The sequence below is a fragment of the Rheinheimera sp. MMS21-TC3 genome, assembly GCF_032229285.1.
Lineage (GTDB): Bacteria > Pseudomonadota > Gammaproteobacteria > Enterobacterales > Alteromonadaceae > Alishewanella.
Genome location: NZ_CP135084.1, coordinates 2,710,476 through 2,733,479 on the forward strand (window position 1 = coordinate 2,710,476; position 23,004 = coordinate 2,733,479).

Here is a 23,004-nt window from a genome sequence, read left to right on the forward strand (position 1 = left end):
TTAGTTTCTACCGTATTTATCTTCATACCTAATAATATCGTCTTCACCTAAATAGCTACCGGACTGTACTTCAATTAATTCTAAAGGGATTTTGCCGGGATTCTCTAAAGAATGAATAGTGCCAAGAGGAATATATGTCGACTCATCCTCTGAAACTAAAAACTCCTTATCGCCATTGCGCACTAAAGCCGTACCTTTAACCACAACCCAATGCTCTGCTCTATGATGATGTTTTTGTACCGATAGTTTAGCACCGGGTTTTACTGTAATATGCTTGACTTGAAAACGGGCACCATCCGTTACCGAGTCATATTTACCCCAAGGCCTAAATACCTCACGATGAAACTCTACTTCGCTACGGCCATAGCTTTGTAATTTAGACACTATATTTTTTACGCCTTGAATATGTGCTTTATTGGCCACTAAAACGGCGTCTTTAGTTTCAACAACTATGACATCATCTAACCCAATTACGGTTACTAAACGCTCTTCAGCATTGATATAGCTATTACTGCATTGCTCTAGCAAAACATCACCACGACTGGCATTACCCGAATTGTCTTTAGCCATTATTTGCCATAATGAATCCCAGCTGCCAACGTCACTCCAGCCCGCATCTAAGCTAACCATTACCGCATTGGCCGATTTTTCCATTACTGCATAATCTATCGAATCTGAAGGGCTGGCAGTAAAGGCATCATAATCTAAGCGAATAAAGTCTAGGTCGGCTTTTGCTAGGGCTAAGGCTTGCTTGGCCGCGGCTAAAATATCGGGTGAAAACTGGCTAAGCTCAGTTAAAAAGGTACTGGCTTTAAACATAAACATGCCGCTATTCCAAAAATAATTACCGGCATTAATAAATTGCTGCGCAGTAGCGGCATCAGGCTTTTCTTGAAAGGCCTCTACTGCATATACGTTCTTGCTGACGCTATCTTGTAAACTTTGGCCTTGTTTAATATAACCATAGCCGGTATGAGCAGACGTAGGCACTATACCAAAGGTGACTAACTTACCGGCCTCTGCTGCCGGCAATGCTAAATCTATTGCTTGATGAAATGCTGGAATATTTTTAATAGCATGATCGGCAGCCAATACCAGTAACACTGGATCAGTGTCTACCTTTAAGGCTTGTAAAGCGGCCACGGCAATAGCCGGTGCTGTATTACGACCTTGTGGTTCTAATAATATAGTCGGCGTGCCTTGGGCTAATTCACGAAACTGTTCGGCGACCATAAAGCGATGGTCTTCGTTACAAATGACCATAGGCTGCTGTAAGCCTGCTAACCCCTGTAGCCTTAACACGGTATTTTGCAGCATACTTTTATCATTTAATAAGGGTAAAAATTGCTTAGGCTTTTTTGCGCGAGACAGCGGCCATAAGCGTGTACCAGAGCCACCAGATAATATTACGGGGATCATATTGCTTCCTTTCGGTTAAATTCCATTCATATTATAACGAATACATTCAGTTTTTGTGCTAATAGGAGTATAGTCAGCATCTCACTTATTAGTCAGTAATTTGTCATAGCATAACCTAAATTAGTTAAAAATTTACTACAGTGTTAATTGCAATAAGGCTGGTCTGTACTGCAGCATCAACTTAATTACGTTGTTTTTAACAATTGTCACAGTATGGAAAAATAGCATGCCAGAATTTAAACAACTATTTGTCAATAATAAAAATTGGGCCGATCGTATTGAACAAGAACAACCCGGTTTTTTTAAGCAACTGTCTGAACAACAAGCTCCTGAGTATTTATGGATAGGCTGTTCAGATAGCCGTGTGCCAGCGAATGAAATTGTTGGCTTATTACCTGGTGAGCTTTTTGTTCACCGTAATGTTGCTAATTTAGTTTTACATAGTGATATGAATTGTTTATCTGTCTTGCAATATGCCATTGAAATATTGAAGGTTAAACATATCTTGGTCGTAGGCCATTATGGCTGTGGTGGTGTGAAGGCTGCGATGTTGAAACAACGCGTAGGCTTTGTTGATAACTGGCTACGCCATGTTAAAGATGTCTATTCAATCCATAAAGCTGAGTTAGAAAATATTACAGACGAAGATGAACGCGTTAATCGCCTGATTGAATTTAATGTTATCGAGCAAGTAAGTAACTTATGTCATACTAGCTTTGTGCAAGAGGCTTGGGAGCGAGGACAACCCTTAACTGTACATGGTTGGGTATATAGCTTACGCAATGGTCGGGTAAAAGATCTTAAAGTGAGCCATGCCGACTGTAATAGTATCGATGATATTTACACTTTAGACTTATCTGAACAATAATCTATTTTAGTGACATTATAGGATCACATGAGTTCATTTCAGTTTAATACTATTGGCTATATTTCATCACCTTATAAGCAAAAATTTGCCATTCCAAGACAGCCTGGCTTAATTGAAGAAGCACATGGCAGCTTAATTCTTGAAGCTGATTATAGTGATGACACTATAGTACGCGGTATAGAGAACTTTAGTCACCTCTGGTTAGTTTTTGTATTTCATCAAACTGCAGATAAAGGCTGGTCTCCCATGGTACGGCCACCTCGCTTAGGTGGTAATGCCCGCAAAGGCGTTTTTGCTACTCGCGCTACCTTTAGGCCTAACCCTATCGGCTTATCTGTGGTAAAGTTTGAAGGTATAGAGCGAAAAAAAGGTAAACTAATCATAAAATTAAGTGGTATCGACTTACTAGATGGCACACCAATTTTAGATATTAAACCTTATTTACCTTATGCCGACTCATTACCCAATGCTGCAAGTGGTTTTGCTGATGCCGCACCAGAAACCGCTATGCAAGTGAGCTTTTCAGAACAAGCCACTCTTTTTTGCCAGCAGCAACAGCAATATCCTGATTTGCAACGCTTTATTGAAAAGGTGTTAAAACAAGATCCACGGCCATCTTATAAAAAACAACGCAGTGGCGAACAGCAATATGGTATGACCCTGTACCACTACAATATAAAATGGACAGTGAACGGAGAGCACAATCATGTTACTGAGATCAATCCGTTACCTTAGCGTAACCTTAGCCGCACTAAGCAGCAGTGCCAGCTTAGCTCAAACTATTCCTGACTTACCAGAGCCGGTTACCAGCAATTCTGTTGCCAGCACTACAGTGCGTGGCAAAACTTACATAGTCAGCATGTTAGGCTTAGCCCCTGGCAAGCAGTACAGTGATATGCATAACCATGTTTGGATGCATACTTTAGGTGACTTCAATTGGCAACAACTACCACCAGTACCAAGCACTACAAAACTAAACGGCCGAGTAGCTGCAAGTGCTGTGGCGCTTAATAATAACTTTTTTGTTTTTGGTGGTTATAGTATTAAAGCAGAGGGTGACAAAGAAACCGCTGTAGATAGCTATCGCTTAGATCCCGTAACTAAACGTTATACTAAATTAAATGATATCCCAGTACCCGTAAGTGATGCCGTTGCCCTAGCCTATCAAAATCGTTATATCTATCTTATCAGTGGCTGGAGTAATGATGGTAATGTCAATTTAGTGCAAGTATTTGATAACTTTACTCAACGCTGGTCTCAAGCCACACCTTTACCCGGCAAAGGCGTCTTTGGCTTAAGTGGCGCTATAGTAGATAATAAAATGCTACTTTGCGATGGTGTAACTTTAGATTACTTCAGCGATAAACCTCGCCAATACCAAGCAGATGCAGCATGCTATTTAGGCACCATAAGTAACAATGCCACCACTATAGATTGGCGGCTAGTGCCCCACCCTACTGGCCAAGCTCGCTTTCGGATGGCCGCTATAGCAACTGAAGTTGCAGGTGATAAAGTTATAGCCTTTATTGGCGGTAGCACAACACCTCATCGCTATAACGGTATTGGCTTCAATCAACAAACTGCAGAGCCTAGTAGCCAAGTCTGGCTGTATTCTATTAAAAAACAAAAGTGGCTTGTAGCAGAAAATAGTAATGCCATTATGGATTTAAGCGGCTTAATTAATATAAATGGCAGCATTTATTCAATAGGCGGTATGCAAGCTAAGCAACAAGTCAGTAACAAGCTGATCCAGCATCAAATTAAACTTAACTAAGAGTAATAGAATTGACTGCGCTGCGCTGATAGAATAGCGCTAATTTTTTTACTGCATATTAGAGAGCACCATGCGCAGCAGCCAGTATTTACTTTCAACCGTTAAAGAAACACCAGCAGATGCTGAAGTTATTAGTCATAAGCTTATGCTGCGTGCAGGTATGATCCGACGCGTGGCATCAGGCATGTATACCTATTTGCCCACAGGTGTAAGGGTATTGCGTAAAGTTGAACAGATAGTTCGCGAAGAAATGAACAAAGCCGGCGCGATTGAAGTATTAATGCCAATGGTGCAACCGTCCGAGTTATGGCAAGAATCAGGCCGCTGGGACAAGATGGATGCGGAATTGTTACGCTTTAAAGATCGACATAATCGTGATTTTGTACTTGGCCCAACCCACGAAGAAGTGATTACCGATTTAGTGCGCCGTGAAGTTACTAGTTATAAACAGCTTCCGCTAAATTTATTTCAAATTCAAACTAAATTCCGTGATGAACGTCGGCCCCGTTTTGGCGTAATGCGTGCCCGCGAATTTTTAATGAAGGATGCCTATTCTTTTCATTTAAGCCAAGAGTGTTTGCAAAAAACCTATGATGCAATGTATCAAGCTTATTGTAATATTTTTAATCGTTTAGGCTTAAACTTCCGCCCTGTATTAGCTGACACCGGCGCCATAGGCGGCAGCATGTCACATGAGTTCCATGTCCTTGCCGCATCAGGGGAAGACGCTATCGCCTTTTCTGATGGCAGTGATTATGCCGCTAACATTGAAATGGCCGAAGCTATAGCGCCAAATACAGAACGACCAGCACCTAGCCAAACTATGGCAGAAGTAGCTACACCAAATGTAGGTACTGTAGCCGAGGTTGCTCAGTTACTGAATGTCGCGCCACAACAAATAGCTAAAACCCTTTATGTTCATGCCGCTGAAGATCAAGCCAAGCAAAGCGCTAATAGTGCTGAGAAAGTACAATTAGTAGCCTTAGTCTTACGTGGAGATCATGAATTAAACGAAATTAAAGCGGAAAAACTAGCCCAAGTAAAATCCCCCTTACAATTTGCTACTGAACAAGAGTTACAAGATATCCTTGGTGCCGGTGCAGGTTCGGTAGGCCCGGTTAATGTTGATCTGACTATTATTGTCGATCGTAGCGTTGCTGTAGCCGCAGACTTTGTAGTAGGCGCAAATAAAGATGGTTACCACTTAACTGGCGTCAACTGGGATCGTGATATTAAGCACTATCAAATCGCTGATTTGCGTAATATTGTAGAAGGTGATCCCAGCCCTTGTGGTAAAGGCAAACTAGTGATTAAACGCGGCATTGAAGTAGGCCATATCTTCCAGTTAGGCGAAACCTATTCTCAAGCTTTAAAAGCTGGCGTGCTAAATGAAGCAGGCAAGCATCAAATAATGACTATGGGCTGTTATGGTGTCGGCGTATCCCGCATTATTGCCGCAGCAATAGAACAAAACCATGATGACAATGGCATTATTTGGCCAGACGCTATAGCGCCTTTCCAAATTGCATTGATACCAATGAATATGCATAAGTCTGTACGGATTGAAGAAGCCACTATTCAGTTATATAACCAATTAACAGCGGCAGGTTTTGAAGTCTTATTTGATGATCGTAAAGAGCGCCCAGGCGTTATGTTTGCCGATATAGAACTGATGGGTATTCCACACAGTATTGTTATTGGCGAGCGTAATTTAGATAACCAACAAGTTGAATATAAAAATCGCCGCAGTGGTGAAAAGCAATTATTAAATTTAGCTGACGTTGTTAGTGTTATGCAGCAAAACTTAGCTTAATATCGCTCTAAATAGCAAAAGGCAGCGAAGTTCGCTGCCTTTTTTGTTCTTACTACTACCTATAAAACCTCATTAAAACAATAAGTTTTTGCCAAAGAAAATAGTAGAAACAGTATTAATAAATATCACCACTAAAATTAATGGAATAAAGGTACCAAGTGAAAAATTCACATATTTTTGTAAAAATGAGCCAGCAAAGCTACTATTTCCTTGGCTAATTTCGGCATCAAAACTCACTTTTTTCCAACGATAAATAACAAACATACATAGCAAAAAGCCATTTAATGGCAGTATCGTTTCATAAAAAATATCATAAATTAAATCGAAGAATGATTTAGTGATCGGTAAACCATCGGCACCTGCACCATAACTAGTTAAGCTGGTAAATACATCCACCCGACCAAAGGATAAAGCGCTAATAATTGCGAGTACTATCATCACAGCACCTAAGGAATATAAAGCCCTACGACGACTCACGCCCTTGCCATCCATTAAACTGGCTACTGGCACTTCAATAATGGATACTAAGGACGTTAATGCAGCAAAAAACACCAATAAAAAGAAAAAGCTAGCAACAAAAGAAGCACCTAAATAACCAATATCTGCTTGCAAAGCTAAAAAGATTTTCGGTAAAAAAGTGAAAATCATACTAATACTAGACTCAGATAGCTCACTCATCTGAATATCTGGATTAAATGAAAATGCGGCAGGCAAAATTAATAATCCTGAGCAACAGGCGACTAATAACGATAACCCCGCCACCATTTTACCTGCATGAACAATATTATTATTTTTTTGAATATAAGAGCCGTAGGTAATTAAAATACCCATAGCTAACGACAACGAGAAAAAAGCTTGAGCTAAAGCGCCATTTAATACTTGCCCTGTCATCTTGCTAAAGTCTGGCACTAAAAAATACTTAACTCCTAACATGGCATTATCTAGTGTAAGCACATAAGCCACTAAAATAATTAACATTAAAAACAATAATGGCATTAATACTTTAGCTGCTTTTTCTATGCCCTGTTTAACCCCACCTTGTAAAATAAGAAAGGTCAAGCCAACCACTATTGCCATATAAATAAACAGCTCATTGCTATTTATAAAGCTACCGAAGCTATTAGGCGCTGCCAACTCAGTTAATTGCCCCATAGTCGACTTGGCTAAATAGCCAAAAATCCATACCGTTATTACTAAATAAAACACCGCTATCATAAAAGGCGTTAATACCGATAACCAACCTACGCCACGCCATGCTGCACTTTTACCTATTTCAGTATAAGCCCCTAACGGATTTTGCCGGGTATGGCGACCTAAACTCATTTCGGCCAGCATCACCGGCAAGCAGATAAAGAATACAAAAAAAGCGTACATAATAAGAAATGCAGCACCGCCATTTTTACTTGCCATCACCGGAAAAGCGACTAAATTACCGATGCCGACTGCTGATCCTGCCGCAGCTAATACAAAGCCGAGGCTAGAACTAAATTGTTCACGTTTCATTGTTACGCGGACTCCCTGGGTTTTTATTATTAGAATATATTTTTTATTGTGTTTTGCATGCTAACAGGCAAATGCTGCAAATCCTAGTACCGCACTGCTCCAATGCGTTTAATAGCTTTATTTTAAAGCATTGGTTTAAGCTAGGTGTTCTGCTAAAGTTCAGGTTTTAATTTAGCTTGTTTAAAAGGTTTTATACCATGCTTTATATGATTTACTCTGAAGATGCAGCCAATAGTCTAGCTCAGCGTTTAGCAACCAGACCCGCGCATTTAGCTCGTCTTGAACAATTAAAAGCAGAAAATAAATTATTTGTTGCTGGGCCATTACCGGCAACTGACAGTAATGATCTTGGTGATGCAGGCTTTACTGGCTCTTTAGTGATTGCTGAATTTACTAACTTAGAACAAGCACAACTCTGGGCCGATGCCGATCCTTACCTAGCAGCGGGTGTTTATGTAAAGTCGACGGTAAAACCTTTTAAAAAAGTACTGCCATAAGTTTTGCCACAAGGAAATAAGGCATGGAATATATTTTACTCACCGGTGGTGCCGGCTATATTGGTAGCCATACCGCATTAGAACTAATTAACGCCGGCTTTAATGTTATTAGTTTTGATAACTACAGCAATAGCTCTACCGAAGCGTTAAATCGGGTACAACAGCTTACTGGTAAGACAATCATTAGCATTGAAGGCGATATTCGTGATCCCGCCGCACTGCGCCAAGTGTTTACTAATTATAAAGTTACTGCCGTCGTTCACTTTGCTGGTTTAAAAGCCGTTGGGGAGTCTACTCAATACCCACTGCATTACTATGATAATAATGTGGTAGGCACAGTGACGCTATGCCAAGTTATGCGCGAGTTTAAGATTAAAAAATTGGTATTTAGCTCCTCCGCCACTGTTTATGGTGATGCCAAGCAAGTACCTATCCCTGAAACTGCACCACGTTCAGCTACTAACCCTTATGGCCAAAGTAAGCTGATGATTGAGCATATACTTGAAGATTTAGTTGCCGCAGAGCCTGACTGGGCTATTAGCCTATTACGCTATTTTAACCCTGTGGGTGCCCATCATAGTGGCCGCATTGGTGAAGATCCAAACGGTATTCCTAATAATTTAATGCCTTTTATTGCTCAAGTTGCTGTAGGTAAGCGTGCGCAATTAAGTGTATTTGGCAATGATTACCCAACCCCTGATGGTACCGGCGTACGTGATTATATCCATGTTGTAGATTTAGCCTTAGGCCATGTTAAAGCCTTGCAATACCTAAGCAGAAATAACGGTGTTACTGCTATTAACTTAGGCACAGGTGTAGGTTATAGCGTGCTAGATATGGTAAACGCCTTTAGCCAAGTCAATAACGTCGCTGTACCTTATCAAATTGTACCGCGCCGCCCCGGTGATATTGCCACTTGCTACGCCCAACCGGATGAAGCCGCAACTTTACTAGGTTGGCGAGCTGAAAAAACGCTAGAAGATATGGTGCGTGATAGCTGGCATTGGCAATCTAGCAACCCTAATGGTTATAAATAAAGCTGCATCTAATACTCGACTTCAGCTTTACAAGTCAACCAAGATTACCTAATGTCCTGTGCATACCCTAATGCGCAGGACCATGCCACTATGACATCTTTATCTGCTTTAACCCAGCACCCTAATATTAATAAGAAAGTGATTTGGATCACTGGCGCTTCAAGCGGAATAGGTGAAGCACTAGCTCGAGAGCTGGCGGCACTAGGCGCGGTATTAATTTTAACTGCTCGTCGCGAAACGGAGTTAGCCCGCGTTTGTGCTAGCTTAACTAACCCACAGCAGCATTTATTATTACCCTTAGATATTACAGATGACACTGCCATTAGTGCTGCTGTACAGACCATACAGCAACAAATTGGCGGCCTAGATTGGCTAATTAACAACGCTGGTATTAGTCAGCGCTCTTTAATTATTGACACTAGCTTAGAAACCGAGCGTAAACTGTTTGAAGTTGATTACTTTGCCCAAATAAACTTAACTCGCCAAGCCCTACCATTATTGTTAGCTGATGGCGGTGGCAAAGTTGTTTTTGTCTCTAGCGTAGCCGGCTTAGTAGGTACTCAATATCGTGCTGGTTATTCTGCGGCTAAAGCGGCTTTACATCTTTGGGCCAATAGCTTGCGCGCCGAATTATTTGACCAAGGCCTAAAAGTAGCCACTATTTTCCCTGGCTTTGTAAAAACTCAGGTATCACATAATGCTTTAATCGGTGATGGTAGTGCTTTAGGTGAAATGGACGAGGCTCAAGCTAAGGCTATGACTGCAGAAAAATTTGCCCAAAAAACGGTAACAGCATTAATTAAAGATAAAAACTATATTGTTATTGGAGGGGTAAAAGAACGTTTAGCCGCGGTAATGTCAAGACTATGGCCTAACTTACTGTACAAGATGATACGTAAAGCTAAAGTACGTTAACTTAGAACTATTAACGTACTTAGTGTTTAAACCAACTTAACCTCTACCCTCACGAGTAGGTTTTTTCGCTGTTGGTTTTCTTACTGGTTTACGTCCAGCCGGTGTTTTTCCTGTGGCAGGTTTAGTCGGCTTTTGCTTAGGCCTAGGATCAGGCTTGGTCACGGGCTTAGTTGCTGGCTTGTCTGCAGCTGGCTTGTCACCACGTTTATTCTCTGTTTTACTTGCCACTTGATGCTTACGAACAGCACGCCTCATACTTGCCATACGGCGACGACGTTCATTGCGATCTTCAGGTTTAACTAAGCTTTGTTGTTCTTCGCGTAGACTTACTAATTTACGTAAATAGTTTACGTCTTCTAATGCGTATTCAGAATAACCACCAGCAGGCAAATGTTTTGGTAACAATAAATCACCATAACGCACTCGTATTAGTCGATTTACCACTGTGCCTTGCGACTCCCACATCCGTCTAACTTCACGGTTACGGCCTTCGGTAAGCACAACATGAAACCAGCGGTTTAAACCTTCACCCGGTAGCGCTTTAATTTTCTTGAAATTAGCTTTACCGTCTTCTAATTCGACACCGGTTCTTAAGCGTTGGATCATGGCATCATTTACTTCACCAAATACCCGCACTGCATATTCACGCTCAACTTCAAATCGTGGGTGCATTAACCTATTCGCTAGCTCACCATCAGTAGTAAACAACAATAAGCCTGAGGTATTAATATCTAAACGACCAATGGCAATCCAGCGTGAACCTTTAATATTAGGTAAGCGGCTAAAAACAGTTGGCCTGCCCTCGGGATCTGTGCGTGAACATATTTCACCCTCAGGTTTATGATAAGCAATAACCCGGCAAATCTGATCAACTTTCGCCGTAATTTGCACCGGATGACCATCAACTCTAATTTGCTGGTTCTCCGTGACTCGATCACCTAAAACAGCAGGTTTAGTATCAACCGTAACCCTACCACTGCTTATCCACTGTTCCATTTCCCGTCTTGAGCCCACACCAGCACTGGCTAAAACTTTTTGTAACTTCTCACCGACAACTTTTTTACTAGAACTTTTTTCACTCATTAGTGTTTCTCCCCTGTCATCCCGACAGTGTCTGCTAAATCTATACTCATAGCCTGAAATTCAGGCAATGCAGGTAATTGGCTTAAATTTTGTAAGCCAAAATAATCTAAAAAAATATCAGTAGTAGCATAAAGACCAGGCCGGCCTGGCACTTCTTTATGGCCAACTAACTTTACCCACTCTCGGTCAACTAAAGTACGCATAATCTGACTGCTCACCGACACACCACGGATGTCTTCAATTTCACCACGGGTAATGGGCTGGCGATAAGCTATTAAAGCTAAAGTCTCTAATACCGCTCGTGAATACCTAGGAGAACGCTCTGGCCATAACCGGGCTAAATAATCACTTAACTCAGGCTTGGTTTGAAAACGATAACCCGAAGCGGTTAAGTGTAAACTCACGCCACGGCCTGCGTAATCTGCAATAAGTTGCTCTAACACTGCGTTTAAGCGTTTTTTACTAACAGCTAAGCCTTCTAATACGGTTGCTTGCAGCTGAGCTGCGCTTAGCGGCTTATCTGCAGAGAAAATAGCCGCCTCAACTAATTGAGTTAGCTGAGCATCATTTATTTTCGTCGCCATTATGCCTCACTTATTGCCAGTTTGACATGTATTTGCGCATAAGCTTCAACTTGAATAATGTCGATTAACTTTTCTTTACTTAGCTCTAATATAGCTAAAAAACTTACTACGACACCGGCACGACCTTCTTTCAGCTCAAAGCAAGCGGAAAAAGCCATATAACCACGGTGTTTAGCCAGCAAAGCCAATATTTGACTCATGCGCTCTCGAGTAGACAAGTTTTCACGCTTAATATGGTGATGCTGGAAATTTTTGCTGCGTTTAACAATATCTTTTAAAGCTAAGGCTAAATCGGCTAGCTCAACATCTGGCAGTACCACTAAAGGCGCAAAATTATCATCTAAACTGGCATTTGCAGTAAAAAAGTCCCGCTCATCACGCGGTAGCTCATCTAGTTCGGTCGCTGCTTGCTTATAAATTTCATACTCTTGTAAACGACGGATCAGCTCTGCTCTAGGGTCGGCTTCCTCTGCTTCTAAATCGCTATGGCGAGGTAGTAACAAGCGCGACTTTATTTCTGCTAACATGGCGGCCATCACTAAATACTCAGCCGCCAATTCAAAATTAAGGCCTTGCATAAGCTCGATATATTCCATGTATTGCAAGGTAATTTCGTTTACTGGTAAATCAACAATATCAAACTTATGTTTGCGAATAATATACAACAGAAAATCTAAAGGTCCCTCAAAGGCATCGAGTAAAATCTCTAATGCCCCAGGTGGAATATATAAGTCTTCAGGTGATTGCATTACCGCTTCGCCGCGAACAAAAGCCAGTGGCAAAGGCTGCTGCACGGTTAATGCATCTAAAGCATTATTATTCACATTTTCACTCACTAAATACTTAGCTCATGTTAATTAAAAGGCGAAATATCACCGCGGCCTTCACGAATGATAACGGGTCTATCTTCAGATAAGTCGACTACAGTTGTTGGTGCTTCACCAATAATGCCACCGTGCATAATTAAATCGACTTGCTTTTCTAACTGCATACGCATTTCATCAGGATCACTTTCGGCAAATCGTTCGCCTGGTAAAATTAAGCTAGTTGATAACATTGGCTCGCCCAATTCTTCTAATAAAGCTAGTGCCACTTTATGTTCAGGAATACGTAGGCCGATCGTTTTTTTCTTATCATTTAATAGTCGTTTAGGTACTTCTTTAGTACCGCGTAAAATAAAAGTATAAGCGCCTGGCGTATTGTTTTTAATTAAACGAAAAGCGCTATTTTCTACCTTGGCATAGACTGACAATTCAGATAAATCACGGCAAGTTAAGGTAAAGTCGTGATCACCGCTTATTTGTCTAATTTGTATAATACGCTCCATCGCGCCTTTGTTACCTACCGCACAGCCTAAAGCATAACCACTGTCGGTTGGGTAGATAACAACACCGCCTTGCAAAATAATTTGCGCCGCTTGCTTTAACAATCTCTGCTGTGGATTGTCTGGATGGATATGAAAAAATTGGCTCATAGTTACTCTACTTTCGTTCTATTTTTAATTATTAGCAAAGGGGTTAATTAAAAATTAATTGCTTAAAGTCCCTTTTGCCGTTTGTGCTAACGGCCAATGTTGCCATACAGGAAGCACATCGTCAGGTAAATATAGGTTTTTTCCCAGCTCATTCCAAGTTGTTGGCTGATGAAAGTCTGATCCCACAGAAGCTGAAAAGCCATGCTGTTGGCATAAGGCCCATAAATCTCGGCGTTGCTGGGGTGTTTGCTGGGGTGAAATAATCTCAACAGCATCACCTTTAGCCGTAGCAAAATCGGCTAATAAACGTTTTAACCACTTAGTATTTATTTTATATTTTAGTGGGTGCGCCAGCACCGCTTCTCCGCCAGCAGCTTGGATCCACTGCACCGCTTCGGCCATCTCAACCCAGCTATTGGCTACATAGCCTATTTTGCCTCGGCCTAAAAACTTCTTAAACACATTATTCATGCTATTGGCTTGACCAATGTTGACTAAGTGCCGCGCAAAATGAGTACGGGTTATGGCTGCACCGTTAGCAAGGGCTAACACCGCTGGCAATACATCCGGAATATTACTTTTAGCTAAACGATGTGCCATCTCTTCAGCCCGCTCTAATCGACGTTGCTGTTGACTGGCTAACTGCTGCAAAAATATTACATTTGTTGGGTCAACATTTAAGCCAACAATATGAATTTCAAAGTTTTGCCAACTCGTTGAAATTTCAACACCATTTATCAGTTGCAACGGCAGTTGCTGCTTGGCAATGCTCTCTTTAGCTTCAACAAGTCCGGCTATAGTGTCATGATCGGTAATGGCTAAAACATCAACCCCCTTTTCTACTGCACGCAATACTAGTTCAGTAGGGGAAAGCACACCATCAGAACAATGGCTATGGCTGTGTAAATCAATTTTCATTGGCACCTCAAATTATATCGCTATTGTCGCACAGCAAACCAGAAGCACAAAATATGTAGTGAATATAGGGAGTAATTTGAGCCACGTTAGGCCATAAAGAGTGCCAAAAAGATCTTTTATTACATTTTTATCACTTTTTCTGCTCTGGGACTTGACTAGACGGCTAGTTTTGCGGTTTGATGTTGGCAACTTAACTAATACTGATGTAATTACTAATGCAATTTACAACAAACTTAACCTTAATCAATTGGTGGTGGCACATTCCCAACGGGCGTGTGTAAGGCGTTGTATTAGCTGTAATTACCTAAAGCCCGTTTTCGCAAGAAGCGGGCTTTTTTTATATGTCCGCGTCAGCAAAAAAACAATCACTTTAGAAAAACTATTAAAGCTGTTGATAATTAAGGACATAATAAAAAATGATTTTTAGCCACATAACCCAAGTAAGCGGCGAAGTAGCCAGTATGACGCTGCCGGTTCCTTATCCTAAGGATGTATTAAGCCGCTACCAGCAACTTAGTGCCAGCAGCCATTATTCTATGCTGCTTGAGTCGGCTGAAATTGACAGTAAAAATAGTGTTAAAAGCATCATGCTACTTGATGCCGCCTTACGCATAGAATGCAATGGCTTGCAGGTAGCAATCACGGCAGTAAGTGCTAATGGCCAAAGTTTACTACCCTATTTAGCCGAGAAACTGCAGCCCTTAGCGCAAACCCTATTAAGCCCTAAACTACTGCAACTTACCTTTAGCCAACCCGATCCGCTGTTAGAAGAAAACCAACGCTTATTACAACCAAATCCTTTTAGTGCCCTGCGTTTAATTCAGCAACAATTGCGTTGTCATTCAGATGAAGCCTATGCCGTGTTTTTAGGGGGGGCTATAAGCTATGACATGGTGGCTACCGTTGAGCAATTACCCGATGTGCCTATGGCAGAAAACCAATGTCCAGATTATGTATTTTATTTAGCAGAAACCTTGCTAGTGCTTGATCATAAAACAGAGAAAAGCCGGCTTATTGGTAATGTCTTTTGTGGCGAGCAAGCGCCAACCAACTGTTTTACTATTGGCAACCGCCTTGAACAATTTAAACAACTTTTAACGAACCCATTAGCTGCTGCTTCTAAGCCCACTTCGGATAACGCAATAAACCCAGACGTTAACGTGGATATCAGCGATGAGACTTTTATGGCTCAAGTAGAGCAATTAAAACAGCGCATCGTCGCCGGCGATATTTTTCAAGTAGTCCCCTCACGCTGTTTTAGCCTAGCCTGCCCCAATCCATTTGCCGCTTACGCTAAGTTAAAGCAACAAAACCCCAGCCCTTATATGTTTTATTTGCAAGATGCCGCTTTTACTTTATTTGGCGCTTCGCCTGAATCGGCTCTTAAATATGAGCAAAGTAACCGCCAAGTTGAAATTTACCCTATAGCTGGCACGCGACGCCGTGGCTTTGCCGCCGATGGCAGCATAGATCACGACCTAGATAGCCGAATTGAATTAGAGCTACGCCAAGACGAAAAAGAAAAAGCCGAACATCTGATGCTCGTTGATTTAGCCCGTAATGATGTTGCCAGAATAAGCGTGGCCGGAAGTCGCTATGTTAAAGAGTTACTTAAGGTTGACCGTTACTCTTATGTTATGCACTTAGTTTCTCGCGTTATTGGCACCTTAAAACCTGAGCTAGACGCCTTACATGCTTATCAGGCTTGCATGAATATGGGCACTTTAGTCGGTGCGCCTAAAGTTAAAGCCGCTGAGTTAATTCGTGGCGTAGAAGGCAAGCGCCGAGGCAGTTATGGCGGAGCTGTTGGCTACTTAGCCGGTAATGGCGACTTTGATAGTTGCATTGTTATTCGCTCTGCTTATGTTGCTAATAATACCGCTTATATCCAAGCGGGTGCCGGTGTCGTGTTCGACTCTGTACCACAAGATGAAGCCAACGAAACCCGCAATAAAGCTCAAGCGGTAATTAATGCTATTTTAAGTGCCCATGCCACAACATCAGCCCCCGCCAACACATCAAACACAGCAGCAGCTAGTTCAGCACTTGAGGTATAAATTATGAGCATTATTTACTTACTGGATAATATCGACTCCTTTAGCTACAACTTAGTCGATGAATTTGCTCAACTGGGCTTTACCGTTAGACTGTACAGAAACACCGTACCAGCGGCTTATATTTACCAGCAAATGCAAGCTGAAACCGATAAGGTGTTATTAGTATTATCTCCAGGCCCGGGCAGCCCAGCTAAAGCCGGTTGCATGCCAGAATTAATTAAGCTCTGCGCCGGTGATATTCCAATACTAGGCATTTGCTTAGGTCATCAAGCCATAGTTGAGCATTTTGGTGGTATCGTCGGCTGTGCAGGTGAAACAATTCATGGCAAAACCTCAGCTATATCTTTGGTTAGCCACCCAATATTTAGCAATTTACCTAATCCTTTTACCGTTGCCCGTTATCACTCATTAATGGCAACAGAGCTACCTAATGCCTTAACCTTGTTAGCTAGCGAGCGCCATATTCCCATGGCGGTAATTAACGAAGAGCAGCGTATGCTGGGCTTTCAATTTCATCCCGAATCTATTTTAACCACTTTAGGCAAGCCGCTTTTAAAGCAAAGCATTGCGTATTTATTACGGAGCCAAGCATGAGTCAGTCTGTTTTAGCCGCGGTAAAAGCGCCAATAAACCCAACAGGTCATTCAACTGTGCACACAGCAGTGGCAGCGCCAGCACAGCAGACATCTGTGTTAGATTTAGTCCAGCACAGCTTAACTGGCCAGTCACTTAGCTTTGAGCAAGCCGAGCAGTTTTTTACTGCTGTCGTTAAAGGCGAAGTCGAGCCGGTGCATTTAACTGCTTTATTAGTCGCGCTGAAAATGCGCGGTGAAACAGCAGCTGAAATTGCCGGCGCTGCCAGTGCGATGCGGCAAACTGCCCTTAAACTACCCGAGCGAATTAGCCCTAGTATAGATTGCTGTGGTACAGGGGGGGATGGCAGCGATAGCATTAATATTTCAACTACCGCCGCTATTGTCGCCGCTGCTATGGGGATGTCGGTAATTAAACATGGTAATCGCAGTGTGTCATCGCGCTCAGGCTCTGCCGATTTACTGGAACAATTGGGCGTTAATATTGCCATGACACCACAGCAAGCTGCGACTAGCTTAAAGCAAAGCCGTTGCAGTTTCTTATTTGCCCCCCAGTACCATGTTGGCATTAAGCACGCTATGCCGGTACGCAAAAGTTTAAAAAGCCGGACTATTTTTAATTTGCTAGGGCCTTTAGTTAATCCGGCTTGTCCTGACTTTCAATTACTTGGCGTTTATGATGCCAACTTATGTAACGTGATGGCCGAGGCCTTGCAGCAGCTTGGTGTAAAACGCGCTTGGGTAGTGCATGGTAGTGGTTGTGACGAAATAGCCCTGCATGGCCCAACAACAGTATCTGAGTTACATCAAGGTGTAATTCGTCAATTTACCTTAACGCCTAGTGATTTTGGTTTAACCACAACCCCATTAAGCGAACTAGCCGGTGGTGAACCGGCCGAAAATGCCGCGGCAACCTTAGCTATATTACAAGGCCAAGGCACAGTTGCTCATAATCAGGCAGTTGCTGTTAATGTTGCCGCTATGATGAAAATTTCTGGCTTAGGCGATGATTTAATAGCTAATACAAAACAAGTTTTACAGTTGCTACAAACCAAGCAAGCCTACAACACCCTGCAACAGTTTAAGGAAGTAAGCCATGACCATAAGTAATGAGGCTATGCCTAACGTTTTAGCCAACATTATTGAGCATAAAAAAGGCGAAGTGACGGCATTAAAACAGCAAAAGCCATTACCAAGCTTTAAAAGTCAGTTAGTCCCTAGCCAACATGATTTTTTAGCTGCGTTACAACAAGTTGGCCCAAGGTTTATTTTAGAATGTAAAAAAGCCTCGCCGTCTAAGGGCTTGATTCGTCCTGACTTCGACTTGCAGCAACTTGCTCAGGTTTATAACCAATATGCCGATTGTATTTCAGTATTAACAGATGAGAAGTTCTTTCAAGGCAAATATGAATACCTAGCCACTATGCGAGCTTTAGTCGATAAGCCGCTATTACATAAAGACTTTATTATTGATAGCTATCAAATTTATTTAGGCCGACACTGTGGCGCTGATGCCGTATTGCTGATGTTATCGGTGTTAGATGATGCCGAATATAGCGAACTGGCCGCTGTGGCTAAATCACTGAATATGACGGTTTTAACCGAGGTGAGTAATAAAGAAGAAACCTTGCGAGCTGTTGCATTAAATGCCGAATTAATTGGCATCAATAACCGTGATTTACGCAGCTTAGATACCAATTTAAATACCAGCTTCGAGCTAGCAAAGCTTATCCCCACGGGGATAACAGTTGTATCAGAATCTGGCATTTACACTAATCAGCAAGTGCGCCGCTTATCGCAAGTGGCCGATGCCTTTTTAGTTGGCAGCTCATTAATGGCGCAAACTAATTTAGCCCAAGCGACGCGTGATCTCGTATTAGGCGAGCATAAAATTTGTGGTTTAACCCAAGCAGAAGCGGCCAAAGCCGCCTACGCGGCTGGCGCTAAATATGGCGGTTTTATTTTTTATCCGCCATCAGCGCGTGCTGTCACTTTGCAACAAGCCAAGCAAATCCAGCAAGGCGCCGATTTATGTTATGTTGGCGTTTTTGTTAATGCCGAACTTGCACAAGTTGCCAACCATGCTAAGCAGTTAAACCTAAGTGCTGTGCAGTTACATGGTGATGAAACTGATGATTATATCCAACAGCTTAAGCCATTATTACCCGCCAACTGTGAAATTTGGCAGGCCTATAGAATTAAAGACAGCTTACCGCAGTTTAGCCGCTTAATAGGCCATAGCCTTGATAGAGTCTTGCTCGATAGCTTTCACCCAACACAACAAGGCGGCAGTGGCCTGCGTTTTGATTGGGCTTTATTGCAACAGCAATTACCAACGATCCCAATAATGTTAGCGGGCGGTTTAAATGCCGACAATGTCACTGATGCCTTAAAGCTAGAGGTTGCAGGCTTAGATTTTAATTCCGGTTTAGAAACCGCGCCTGGCATTAAAGACACTAACAAAATTCAGTCAACTTTTATCCAGATCAGAGAATTTATTTATGAGTGAGTTAAAACTTAATCCGTATTTTGGTGAATACGGCGGTATGTTTGTACCGCAATTATTAGTGCCAGCTTTAAAGCAGCTAGAGCAAGCTTTTGTTGATGCCCAACAAGATCCTGAGTTTCAGGCTGAATTTCAACAGTTACTCACTCATTATGCCGGCCGACCAACCCCTCTGACTTTATGCCGGAATATTTCGCCTAATCCGTTGGTGAAAATTTATTTAAAGCGGGAAGATCTCCTGCATGGTGGCGCCCATAAAACTAATCAGGTATTAGGCCAAGCCTTATTAACCAAGCGGATGGGTAAAAAACAAGTAATAGCAGAAACCGGGGCCGGCCAACATGGCGTCGCCACCGCATTAGCTTGCGCCTTACTAGGCTTAAGCTGCCGCATTTATATGGGCGCTAAAGATATAGAGCGCCAGCAGCCTAACGTATTTCGCATGAAGTTAATGGGCGCAACGGTCATTCCAGTTACTAGCGGCTCTGGCACCTTAAAAGATGCCGTTAACGAAGCTATGCGCGATTGGTCCGCTAATTACGAAACCGCGCATTACTTATTAGGCACTGCCGCTGGGCCACATCCGTTTCCGACTATTGTTCGGGAATACCAAAAAATGATAGGCGAAGAAGCCAAGCAGCAAATAGTAAAAGCTGAAGGGAAATTACCTGATGCTGTTATTGCTTGTGTTGGCGGAGGCTCTAACGCCATTGGCATCTTCAATGACTTTATAAAAGAAACAGATGTTGCCTTAATTGGCGTTGAACCTGGCGGTAAAGGCATAACCACTCATCAGCATGGCGCAGCACTGAGTACCGGTAGCTACGGCATTTTACATGGCGCTTATACTGCTATTATGCAAACCGCAGATGGCCAAATTGAAGAGTCTTACTCTATTTCAGCTGGTTTAGATTATCCAGCCGTTGGCCCACAACATACCCATTTAAAACAAACCGGCCGTGCCAGCTATATTGCTATTAATGATGATGAAGCCTTAGCCGCCTTTCAATTACTCGCGAACAAAGAAGGCATTATTCCAGCCTTAGAAAGCTCACATGCACTAGCTCAGGCATTAAAAATGGCAACAACAGCAACCGAGCCAACCGTATTATTGGTCAACTTATCAGGGCGTGGCGATAAAGACTTAAGCCATGTTCATAGCATCTTGCAACAAAGTGGCCAGCAAGGAGAATAACCATGAAGCGTTACCAGCAGATGTTTGATCAATTAAATAAACAACAGCAAGGCGCCTTTGTGCCTTTTATTACTATTGGTGATCCTAGCCCAGATTTATCTTTTGAGATAATTAAAACCTTAATTGATGCCGGTGCCGATGCCTTAGAGCTAGGCATCCCCTTTTCTGATCCTATTGCCGATGGCCCAACTATTCAAAGCGCCAATATTCGTGCGTTAGCCGCAGGTGTTACGCCCGCAATGTGTTTTGATATTATCGCTAAGGTACGCGCCTACAGCCCGAATATCCCTATTGGTTTATTACTGTATTCTAATTTAGTTATGGCCCGTGGCATTGATAACTTTTATAGCCAAGCCGCAGCGGCCGGTGTTGACTCAGTGCTGATTGCCGATGTGCCTTTGCATGAAAGTAAGCGTTTTCGCCAAGCAGCGATTAAGCACAATATAGCACCAATTTATATAGTGCCGCCTAATATTGACGATGAAGACTTACGGCAAATTGCCTCTTATGGTCGTGGCTATACCTATTTACTTAGCCGCGCTGGTGTCACTGGCACTGAAACGGTAGCCGCTATGCCTACAGATGAACTTATAACCCGGATACGCAGTTATAACCCTGCTCCGCCGTTACTGGGCTTTGGTATTTCTACTCCAGCGCATGTTAAAGCGGCACTTAACAGCGGCGCAGCGGGTGCGATTTCTGGCTCGGCTATTGTCAAACTCATTGAGCAACATCAACAGCAACCTGCCGAATTACGCTTAGCCTTACAGCAATTTGTTAGCAGCATGAAAGCGGCAACCTAGTTTAGGCGGCTAATTTAAAAACGCGGCTTAAACCTGTTTAAGCCGCACTTTTAACCTAGCTTAAAATTCCTTTTATAAAAGCTATCGACCTTTGCCATTAACAGCGGGATAATAGGCTTTTTATTATTAGCAGAGCACATTATGCAAATTAGCAAAGATACCGTCGTTCAATTCCACTATGTCTTATCTGATATTACCTCAGGCCAGAAAGTTGAATTAGAAAACTCGAACAAAAAATCTAACAGTGATGGTCCTTTATTGTATTTACACGGCCACCAACAAATGTTGGCCGCATTAGAGCAAGCCATGGAAGGTAAGCAAGCAGGTGATGAGTTAGATATTAATTTAACACCTGAGCAAGCCTATGGTGAGCGTGATGAAAATGCCATACAAAGTGTCCAAGTAAAACACTTAATGGGCGCAAAAAAATGGAAAGTGGGTATGACTGCGGTGGTGCAAACCGAGCATGGCCAACGCCAAGTGACAATTGTAAAAATGGGTATGTTTAAAGCCGATGTTGATACTAATCACCCGCTAGCCGGCAAAAGCTTAAACTTTTTAATCAATATTACTTCTGTACGCCCAGCCACCACAGAAGAACTAGCCCATGGCCATGCCCACGGTGAAGGCGGCCATAATCACTAAAAGTAAAATAGCCTTACAACACTATGAAAGTTCATTTCATAGTGTTGTCTTGTTCTAGAGCATACTTATCCCAAGCTTAAACTGTTAAGATCATGGTAATTATTTATTCAGTAAACTTTTGGCCAGTTTAAACGTACTGTGTAAGTATTCTATTTTATCAAGCCTCATATTTTGGTTTTTTATCTGCTAGCTTAAGTAAATAGCAGTTTACTTTAACAAGAGTCTAATAATTACTATGCGCTATATTAATACCACTCAGTTCGATCATCAGCAGCCCGATAAAGTAGGCGTTTTAATCACCAATTTAGGCACACCAGATGCGCCGACTAAACCGGCCTTAAAACGCTATTTAAAGCAATTTTTATCGGATCCTCGGGTAGTTGAGGTGCCTAGGTCAATTTGGTGGTTGGTCTTAAATTGCGTTATTTTACAAATACGGCCAAAGCGCTCGGCTAAGGCTTATGCCACCGTATTTACCGAACAAGGCTCGCCATTATTATTTCATACTCAAGCTCAAGCAGAGGCACTTGCCGCTAAGTTTTCTCAAGCGGGGCGTGATGATGTCGTGGTTGATTTTGCTATGCGTTATGGTAATCCGAGCATAGAGTCGGTATTAGATAACATGTTTAAACAAGGCGTGCGTAAATTAGTGGTACTGCCGTTATATCCACAATACTCAGCCTCTACCTCGGCTTCTACTTTTGACGCTATCGCCGAAAATTTTGTTAAGCGCCGCTGGCTACCCGACCTGCGTTTTGTTTCACACTATGCTGATTATAAGCCCTTTATTGCCGCTGCTGCAGCCCTTATTCAACGCCACTGGCAGCAACATGGCAAAGCTGACAAGCTTATTTTTTCTTATCATGGTATTCCTAAGCGCTACTTAACTAATGGCGATCCTTACCACTGCCAATGTTATAAAACCTCGCGTTTAATTGCCGAGCAATTAGGCCTTAGCGCCGAACAATATCTCACTACCTTTCAGTCACGGTTTGGCCGTGAAGAATGGTTAAAGCCTTATACCGATGAAACCTTAAAAAGCTTACCCGCTACAGGCGTTAACGCCGTGCAAATATTTTGCCCTGGCTTCTCTGCTGACTGCTTAGAAACGCTAGAAGAAATAGCAGAAGAAAATAAAGAATACTTTTTACAAGCAGGTGGCCAGCGCTATGAATATATTAGCGCCCTAAATGCCGAGCCTGAGCATATTGATGCGTTATATCAATTAATTAATGACAATATTCAAGGCTGGTACTTTAGCCCAGACTTAAGCCGAGCACAGCGTGCTAAGCAAGTCGCTGATGATAAAAATTATTAAGT

At 42.3% G+C, this 23,004-nt stretch carries 22 protein-coding genes; 15 read left to right on the forward strand and 7 right to left on the reverse strand.

Features of this window, described 5'->3' with window-relative positions:
* Nucleotides 1-1,419 carry a mannose-1-phosphate guanylyltransferase/mannose-6-phosphate isomerase gene (locus RDV63_RS13160; protein WP_313909964.1) on the reverse strand — a complete coding sequence of 473 codons (1,419 nt, stop codon included), beginning with the start codon at nucleotides 1,417-1,419 and terminating at the stop codon, nucleotides 1-3.
* A gap of 226 nt (nucleotides 1,420-1,645) precedes the next feature.
* Between RDV63_RS13160 and can the strand changes: the two genes are divergently transcribed.
* From can to RDV63_RS13180, 4 genes are all read left to right on the forward strand, one after another.
* Nucleotides 1,646-2,287, forward strand: a complete 642-nt coding sequence (gene can, locus RDV63_RS13165; RefSeq protein WP_313909965.1) for a carbonate dehydratase — start codon at nucleotides 1,646-1,648, stop codon at nucleotides 2,285-2,287.
* A gap of 27 nt (nucleotides 2,288-2,314) precedes the next feature.
* Nucleotides 2,315-3,022: a tRNA (N6-threonylcarbamoyladenosine(37)-N6)-methyltransferase TrmO gene (gene tsaA, locus RDV63_RS13170; protein ID WP_313909966.1), complete on the forward strand. Its 708-nt coding sequence runs from the start codon at nucleotides 2,315-2,317 to the stop codon at nucleotides 3,020-3,022.
* Nucleotides 2,994-4,061: a galactose oxidase gene (locus RDV63_RS13175; RefSeq protein WP_313909967.1), complete on the forward strand. Its 1,068-nt coding sequence runs from the start codon at nucleotides 2,994-2,996 to the stop codon at nucleotides 4,059-4,061. Before tsaA ends, RDV63_RS13175 begins: the two co-directional genes overlap by 29 nt.
* Nucleotides 4,062-4,131: 70 nt before the next feature.
* Nucleotides 4,132-5,874: a proline--tRNA ligase gene (locus RDV63_RS13180; protein WP_313909968.1), complete on the forward strand. Its 1,743-nt coding sequence runs from the start codon at nucleotides 4,132-4,134 to the stop codon at nucleotides 5,872-5,874.
* Between the two features lie 72 nt (nucleotides 5,875-5,946).
* Here RDV63_RS13180 and RDV63_RS13185 read toward each other — a convergent pair whose 3' ends face one another.
* Nucleotides 5,947-7,377: a sodium-dependent transporter gene (locus tag RDV63_RS13185; protein ID WP_313909969.1), complete on the reverse strand. Its 1,431-nt coding sequence runs from the start codon at nucleotides 7,375-7,377 to the stop codon at nucleotides 5,947-5,949.
* A 197-nt stretch (nucleotides 7,378-7,574) separates the two neighbouring features.
* Between RDV63_RS13185 and RDV63_RS13190 the strand changes: the two genes are divergently transcribed.
* The 3 genes from RDV63_RS13190 to RDV63_RS13200 are packed head-to-tail and all read left to right on the forward strand — an operon-like array spanning nucleotide 7,575 to nucleotide 9,826.
* Nucleotides 7,575-7,874 carry a YciI family protein gene (locus tag RDV63_RS13190; RefSeq protein ID WP_313909970.1) on the forward strand — a complete coding sequence of 100 codons (300 nt, stop codon included), beginning with the start codon at nucleotides 7,575-7,577 and terminating at the stop codon, nucleotides 7,872-7,874.
* Nucleotides 7,875-7,897: 23 nt separating this feature from the next.
* A complete protein-coding gene (gene galE, locus RDV63_RS13195) occupies nucleotides 7,898-8,911 on the forward strand; it encodes a UDP-glucose 4-epimerase GalE (protein WP_313909971.1) in 1,014 nt (337 codons plus the stop codon).
* A gap of 51 nt (nucleotides 8,912-8,962) precedes the next feature.
* A complete protein-coding gene (locus tag RDV63_RS13200) occupies nucleotides 8,963-9,826 on the forward strand; it encodes an SDR family oxidoreductase (RefSeq protein WP_313909972.1) in 864 nt (287 codons plus the stop codon).
* Between the two features lie 36 nt (nucleotides 9,827-9,862).
* On the opposite strand, the gene rluB is transcribed toward RDV63_RS13200, so the two are convergent.
* The 5 genes from rluB to rnm all read right to left on the reverse strand — a co-directional run bounded on the left by rluB (nucleotide 9,863) and on the right by rnm (nucleotide 13,885).
* A complete protein-coding gene (gene rluB, locus RDV63_RS13205; protein WP_313909973.1) occupies nucleotides 9,863-10,909 on the reverse strand; it encodes a 23S rRNA pseudouridine(2605) synthase RluB in 1,047 nt (348 codons plus the stop codon).
* Entirely contained in the window at nucleotides 10,909-11,493 is a 585-nt protein-coding gene (gene scpB, locus RDV63_RS13210; protein ID WP_313909974.1) for an SMC-Scp complex subunit ScpB, read from the reverse strand. The genes rluB and scpB overlap by 1 nt, the downstream gene beginning before the upstream one ends.
* Nucleotides 11,493-12,242 carry a segregation and condensation protein A gene (locus tag RDV63_RS13215; protein ID WP_409934865.1) on the reverse strand — a complete coding sequence of 250 codons (750 nt, stop codon included), beginning with the start codon at nucleotides 12,240-12,242 and terminating at the stop codon, nucleotides 11,493-11,495. The genes scpB and RDV63_RS13215 overlap by 1 nt, the downstream gene beginning before the upstream one ends.
* Nucleotides 12,243-12,346: 104 nt before the next feature.
* Nucleotides 12,347-12,967 carry an L-threonylcarbamoyladenylate synthase gene (locus RDV63_RS13220; protein ID WP_313909976.1) on the reverse strand — a complete coding sequence of 207 codons (621 nt, stop codon included), beginning with the start codon at nucleotides 12,965-12,967 and terminating at the stop codon, nucleotides 12,347-12,349.
* 54 nt (nucleotides 12,968-13,021) lie between these two features.
* Nucleotides 13,022-13,885, reverse strand: a complete 864-nt coding sequence (rnm, locus tag RDV63_RS13225) for an RNase RNM (RefSeq protein WP_313909977.1) — start codon at nucleotides 13,883-13,885, stop codon at nucleotides 13,022-13,024.
* A gap of 416 nt (nucleotides 13,886-14,301) precedes the next feature.
* On the opposite strand from rnm, the gene RDV63_RS13230 reads away from it, so the two are divergent.
* The 8 genes from RDV63_RS13230 to hemH all read left to right on the forward strand — a co-directional run bounded on the left by RDV63_RS13230 (nucleotide 14,302) and on the right by hemH (nucleotide 23,002).
* Nucleotides 14,302-15,942 carry an anthranilate synthase component 1 gene (locus tag RDV63_RS13230; RefSeq protein ID WP_313909978.1) on the forward strand — a complete coding sequence of 547 codons (1,641 nt, stop codon included), beginning with the start codon at nucleotides 14,302-14,304 and terminating at the stop codon, nucleotides 15,940-15,942.
* A gap of 3 nt (nucleotides 15,943-15,945) precedes the next feature.
* Complete coding sequence (locus RDV63_RS13235; RefSeq protein ID WP_313909979.1) at nucleotides 15,946-16,536, forward strand: aminodeoxychorismate/anthranilate synthase component II; 591 nt, start codon at nucleotides 15,946-15,948, stop codon at nucleotides 16,534-16,536.
* Nucleotides 16,533-17,645, forward strand: coding sequence for an anthranilate phosphoribosyltransferase (gene trpD / locus RDV63_RS13240; RefSeq protein ID WP_313909980.1), 1,113 nt, complete (start codon nucleotides 16,533-16,535; stop codon nucleotides 17,643-17,645). Before RDV63_RS13235 ends, trpD begins: the two co-directional genes overlap by 4 nt.
* Nucleotides 17,632-19,044, forward strand: a complete 1,413-nt coding sequence (trpCF, locus tag RDV63_RS13245; RefSeq protein ID WP_313909981.1) for a bifunctional indole-3-glycerol-phosphate synthase TrpC/phosphoribosylanthranilate isomerase TrpF — start codon at nucleotides 17,632-17,634, stop codon at nucleotides 19,042-19,044. The genes trpD and trpCF overlap by 14 nt, the downstream gene beginning before the upstream one ends.
* Nucleotides 19,037-20,236 carry a tryptophan synthase subunit beta gene (gene trpB / locus RDV63_RS13250; RefSeq protein WP_313909982.1) on the forward strand — a complete coding sequence of 400 codons (1,200 nt, stop codon included), beginning with the start codon at nucleotides 19,037-19,039 and terminating at the stop codon, nucleotides 20,234-20,236. Before trpCF ends, trpB begins: the two co-directional genes overlap by 8 nt.
* Nucleotides 20,237-20,238: 2 nt before the next feature.
* Nucleotides 20,239-21,039, forward strand: a complete 801-nt coding sequence (gene trpA, locus RDV63_RS13255) for a tryptophan synthase subunit alpha (protein ID WP_313909983.1) — start codon at nucleotides 20,239-20,241, stop codon at nucleotides 21,037-21,039.
* A gap of 141 nt (nucleotides 21,040-21,180) precedes the next feature.
* Nucleotides 21,181-21,684: a peptidylprolyl isomerase gene (locus RDV63_RS13260; RefSeq protein WP_313909984.1), complete on the forward strand. Its 504-nt coding sequence runs from the start codon at nucleotides 21,181-21,183 to the stop codon at nucleotides 21,682-21,684.
* Nucleotides 21,685-21,919: 235 nt separating this feature from the next.
* Complete coding sequence (gene hemH, locus RDV63_RS13265; protein ID WP_313909985.1) at nucleotides 21,920-23,002, forward strand: ferrochelatase; 1,083 nt, start codon at nucleotides 21,920-21,922, stop codon at nucleotides 23,000-23,002.
* The last annotated feature ends 2 nt before the right edge of the window (nucleotides 23,003-23,004 follow it).

Bases quoted from the DNA above. Each gene is read 5' to 3' on its own strand.
- RDV63_RS13160 (WP_313909964.1), bottom strand. From the start codon at position 1,419: ATGATCCCCGTAATATTATCTGGTGGCTCTGGTACACGCTTATGGCCG.
- can (WP_313909965.1), top strand. From the start codon at position 1,646: ATGCCAGAATTTAAACAACTATTTGTCAATAATAAAAATTGGGCCGAT.
- tsaA (WP_313909966.1), top strand. From the start codon at position 2,315: ATGAGTTCATTTCAGTTTAATACTATTGGCTATATTTCATCACCTTAT.
- RDV63_RS13175 (WP_313909967.1), top strand. From the start codon at position 2,994: ATGTTACTGAGATCAATCCGTTACCTTAGCGTAACCTTAGCCGCACTA.
- RDV63_RS13180 (WP_313909968.1), top strand. From the start codon at position 4,132: ATGCGCAGCAGCCAGTATTTACTTTCAACCGTTAAAGAAACACCAGCA.
- RDV63_RS13185 (WP_313909969.1), bottom strand. From the start codon at position 7,377: ATGAAACGTGAACAATTTAGTTCTAGCCTCGGCTTTGTATTAGCTGCG.
- RDV63_RS13190 (WP_313909970.1), top strand. From the start codon at position 7,575: ATGCTTTATATGATTTACTCTGAAGATGCAGCCAATAGTCTAGCTCAG.
- galE (WP_313909971.1), top strand. From the start codon at position 7,898: ATGGAATATATTTTACTCACCGGTGGTGCCGGCTATATTGGTAGCCAT.
- RDV63_RS13200 (WP_313909972.1), top strand. From the start codon at position 8,963: ATGTCCTGTGCATACCCTAATGCGCAGGACCATGCCACTATGACATCT.
- rluB (WP_313909973.1), bottom strand. From the start codon at position 10,909: ATGAGTGAAAAAAGTTCTAGTAAAAAAGTTGTCGGTGAGAAGTTACAA.
- scpB (WP_313909974.1), bottom strand. From the start codon at position 11,493: ATGGCGACGAAAATAAATGATGCTCAGCTAACTCAATTAGTTGAGGCG.
- RDV63_RS13215 (WP_409934865.1), bottom strand. From the start codon at position 12,242: ATGCAATCACCTGAAGACTTATATATTCCACCTGGGGCATTAGAGATT.
- RDV63_RS13220 (WP_313909976.1), bottom strand. From the start codon at position 12,967: ATGAGCCAATTTTTTCATATCCATCCAGACAATCCACAGCAGAGATTG.
- rnm (WP_313909977.1), bottom strand. From the start codon at position 13,885: ATGAAAATTGATTTACACAGCCATAGCCATTGTTCTGATGGTGTGCTT.
- RDV63_RS13230 (WP_313909978.1), top strand. From the start codon at position 14,302: ATGATTTTTAGCCACATAACCCAAGTAAGCGGCGAAGTAGCCAGTATG.
- RDV63_RS13235 (WP_313909979.1), top strand. From the start codon at position 15,946: ATGAGCATTATTTACTTACTGGATAATATCGACTCCTTTAGCTACAAC.
- trpD (WP_313909980.1), top strand. From the start codon at position 16,533: ATGAGTCAGTCTGTTTTAGCCGCGGTAAAAGCGCCAATAAACCCAACA.
- trpCF (WP_313909981.1), top strand. From the start codon at position 17,632: ATGACCATAAGTAATGAGGCTATGCCTAACGTTTTAGCCAACATTATT.
- trpB (WP_313909982.1), top strand. From the start codon at position 19,037: ATGAGTGAGTTAAAACTTAATCCGTATTTTGGTGAATACGGCGGTATG.
- trpA (WP_313909983.1), top strand. From the start codon at position 20,239: ATGAAGCGTTACCAGCAGATGTTTGATCAATTAAATAAACAACAGCAA.
- RDV63_RS13260 (WP_313909984.1), top strand. From the start codon at position 21,181: ATGCAAATTAGCAAAGATACCGTCGTTCAATTCCACTATGTCTTATCT.
- hemH (WP_313909985.1), top strand. From the start codon at position 21,920: ATGCGCTATATTAATACCACTCAGTTCGATCATCAGCAGCCCGATAAA.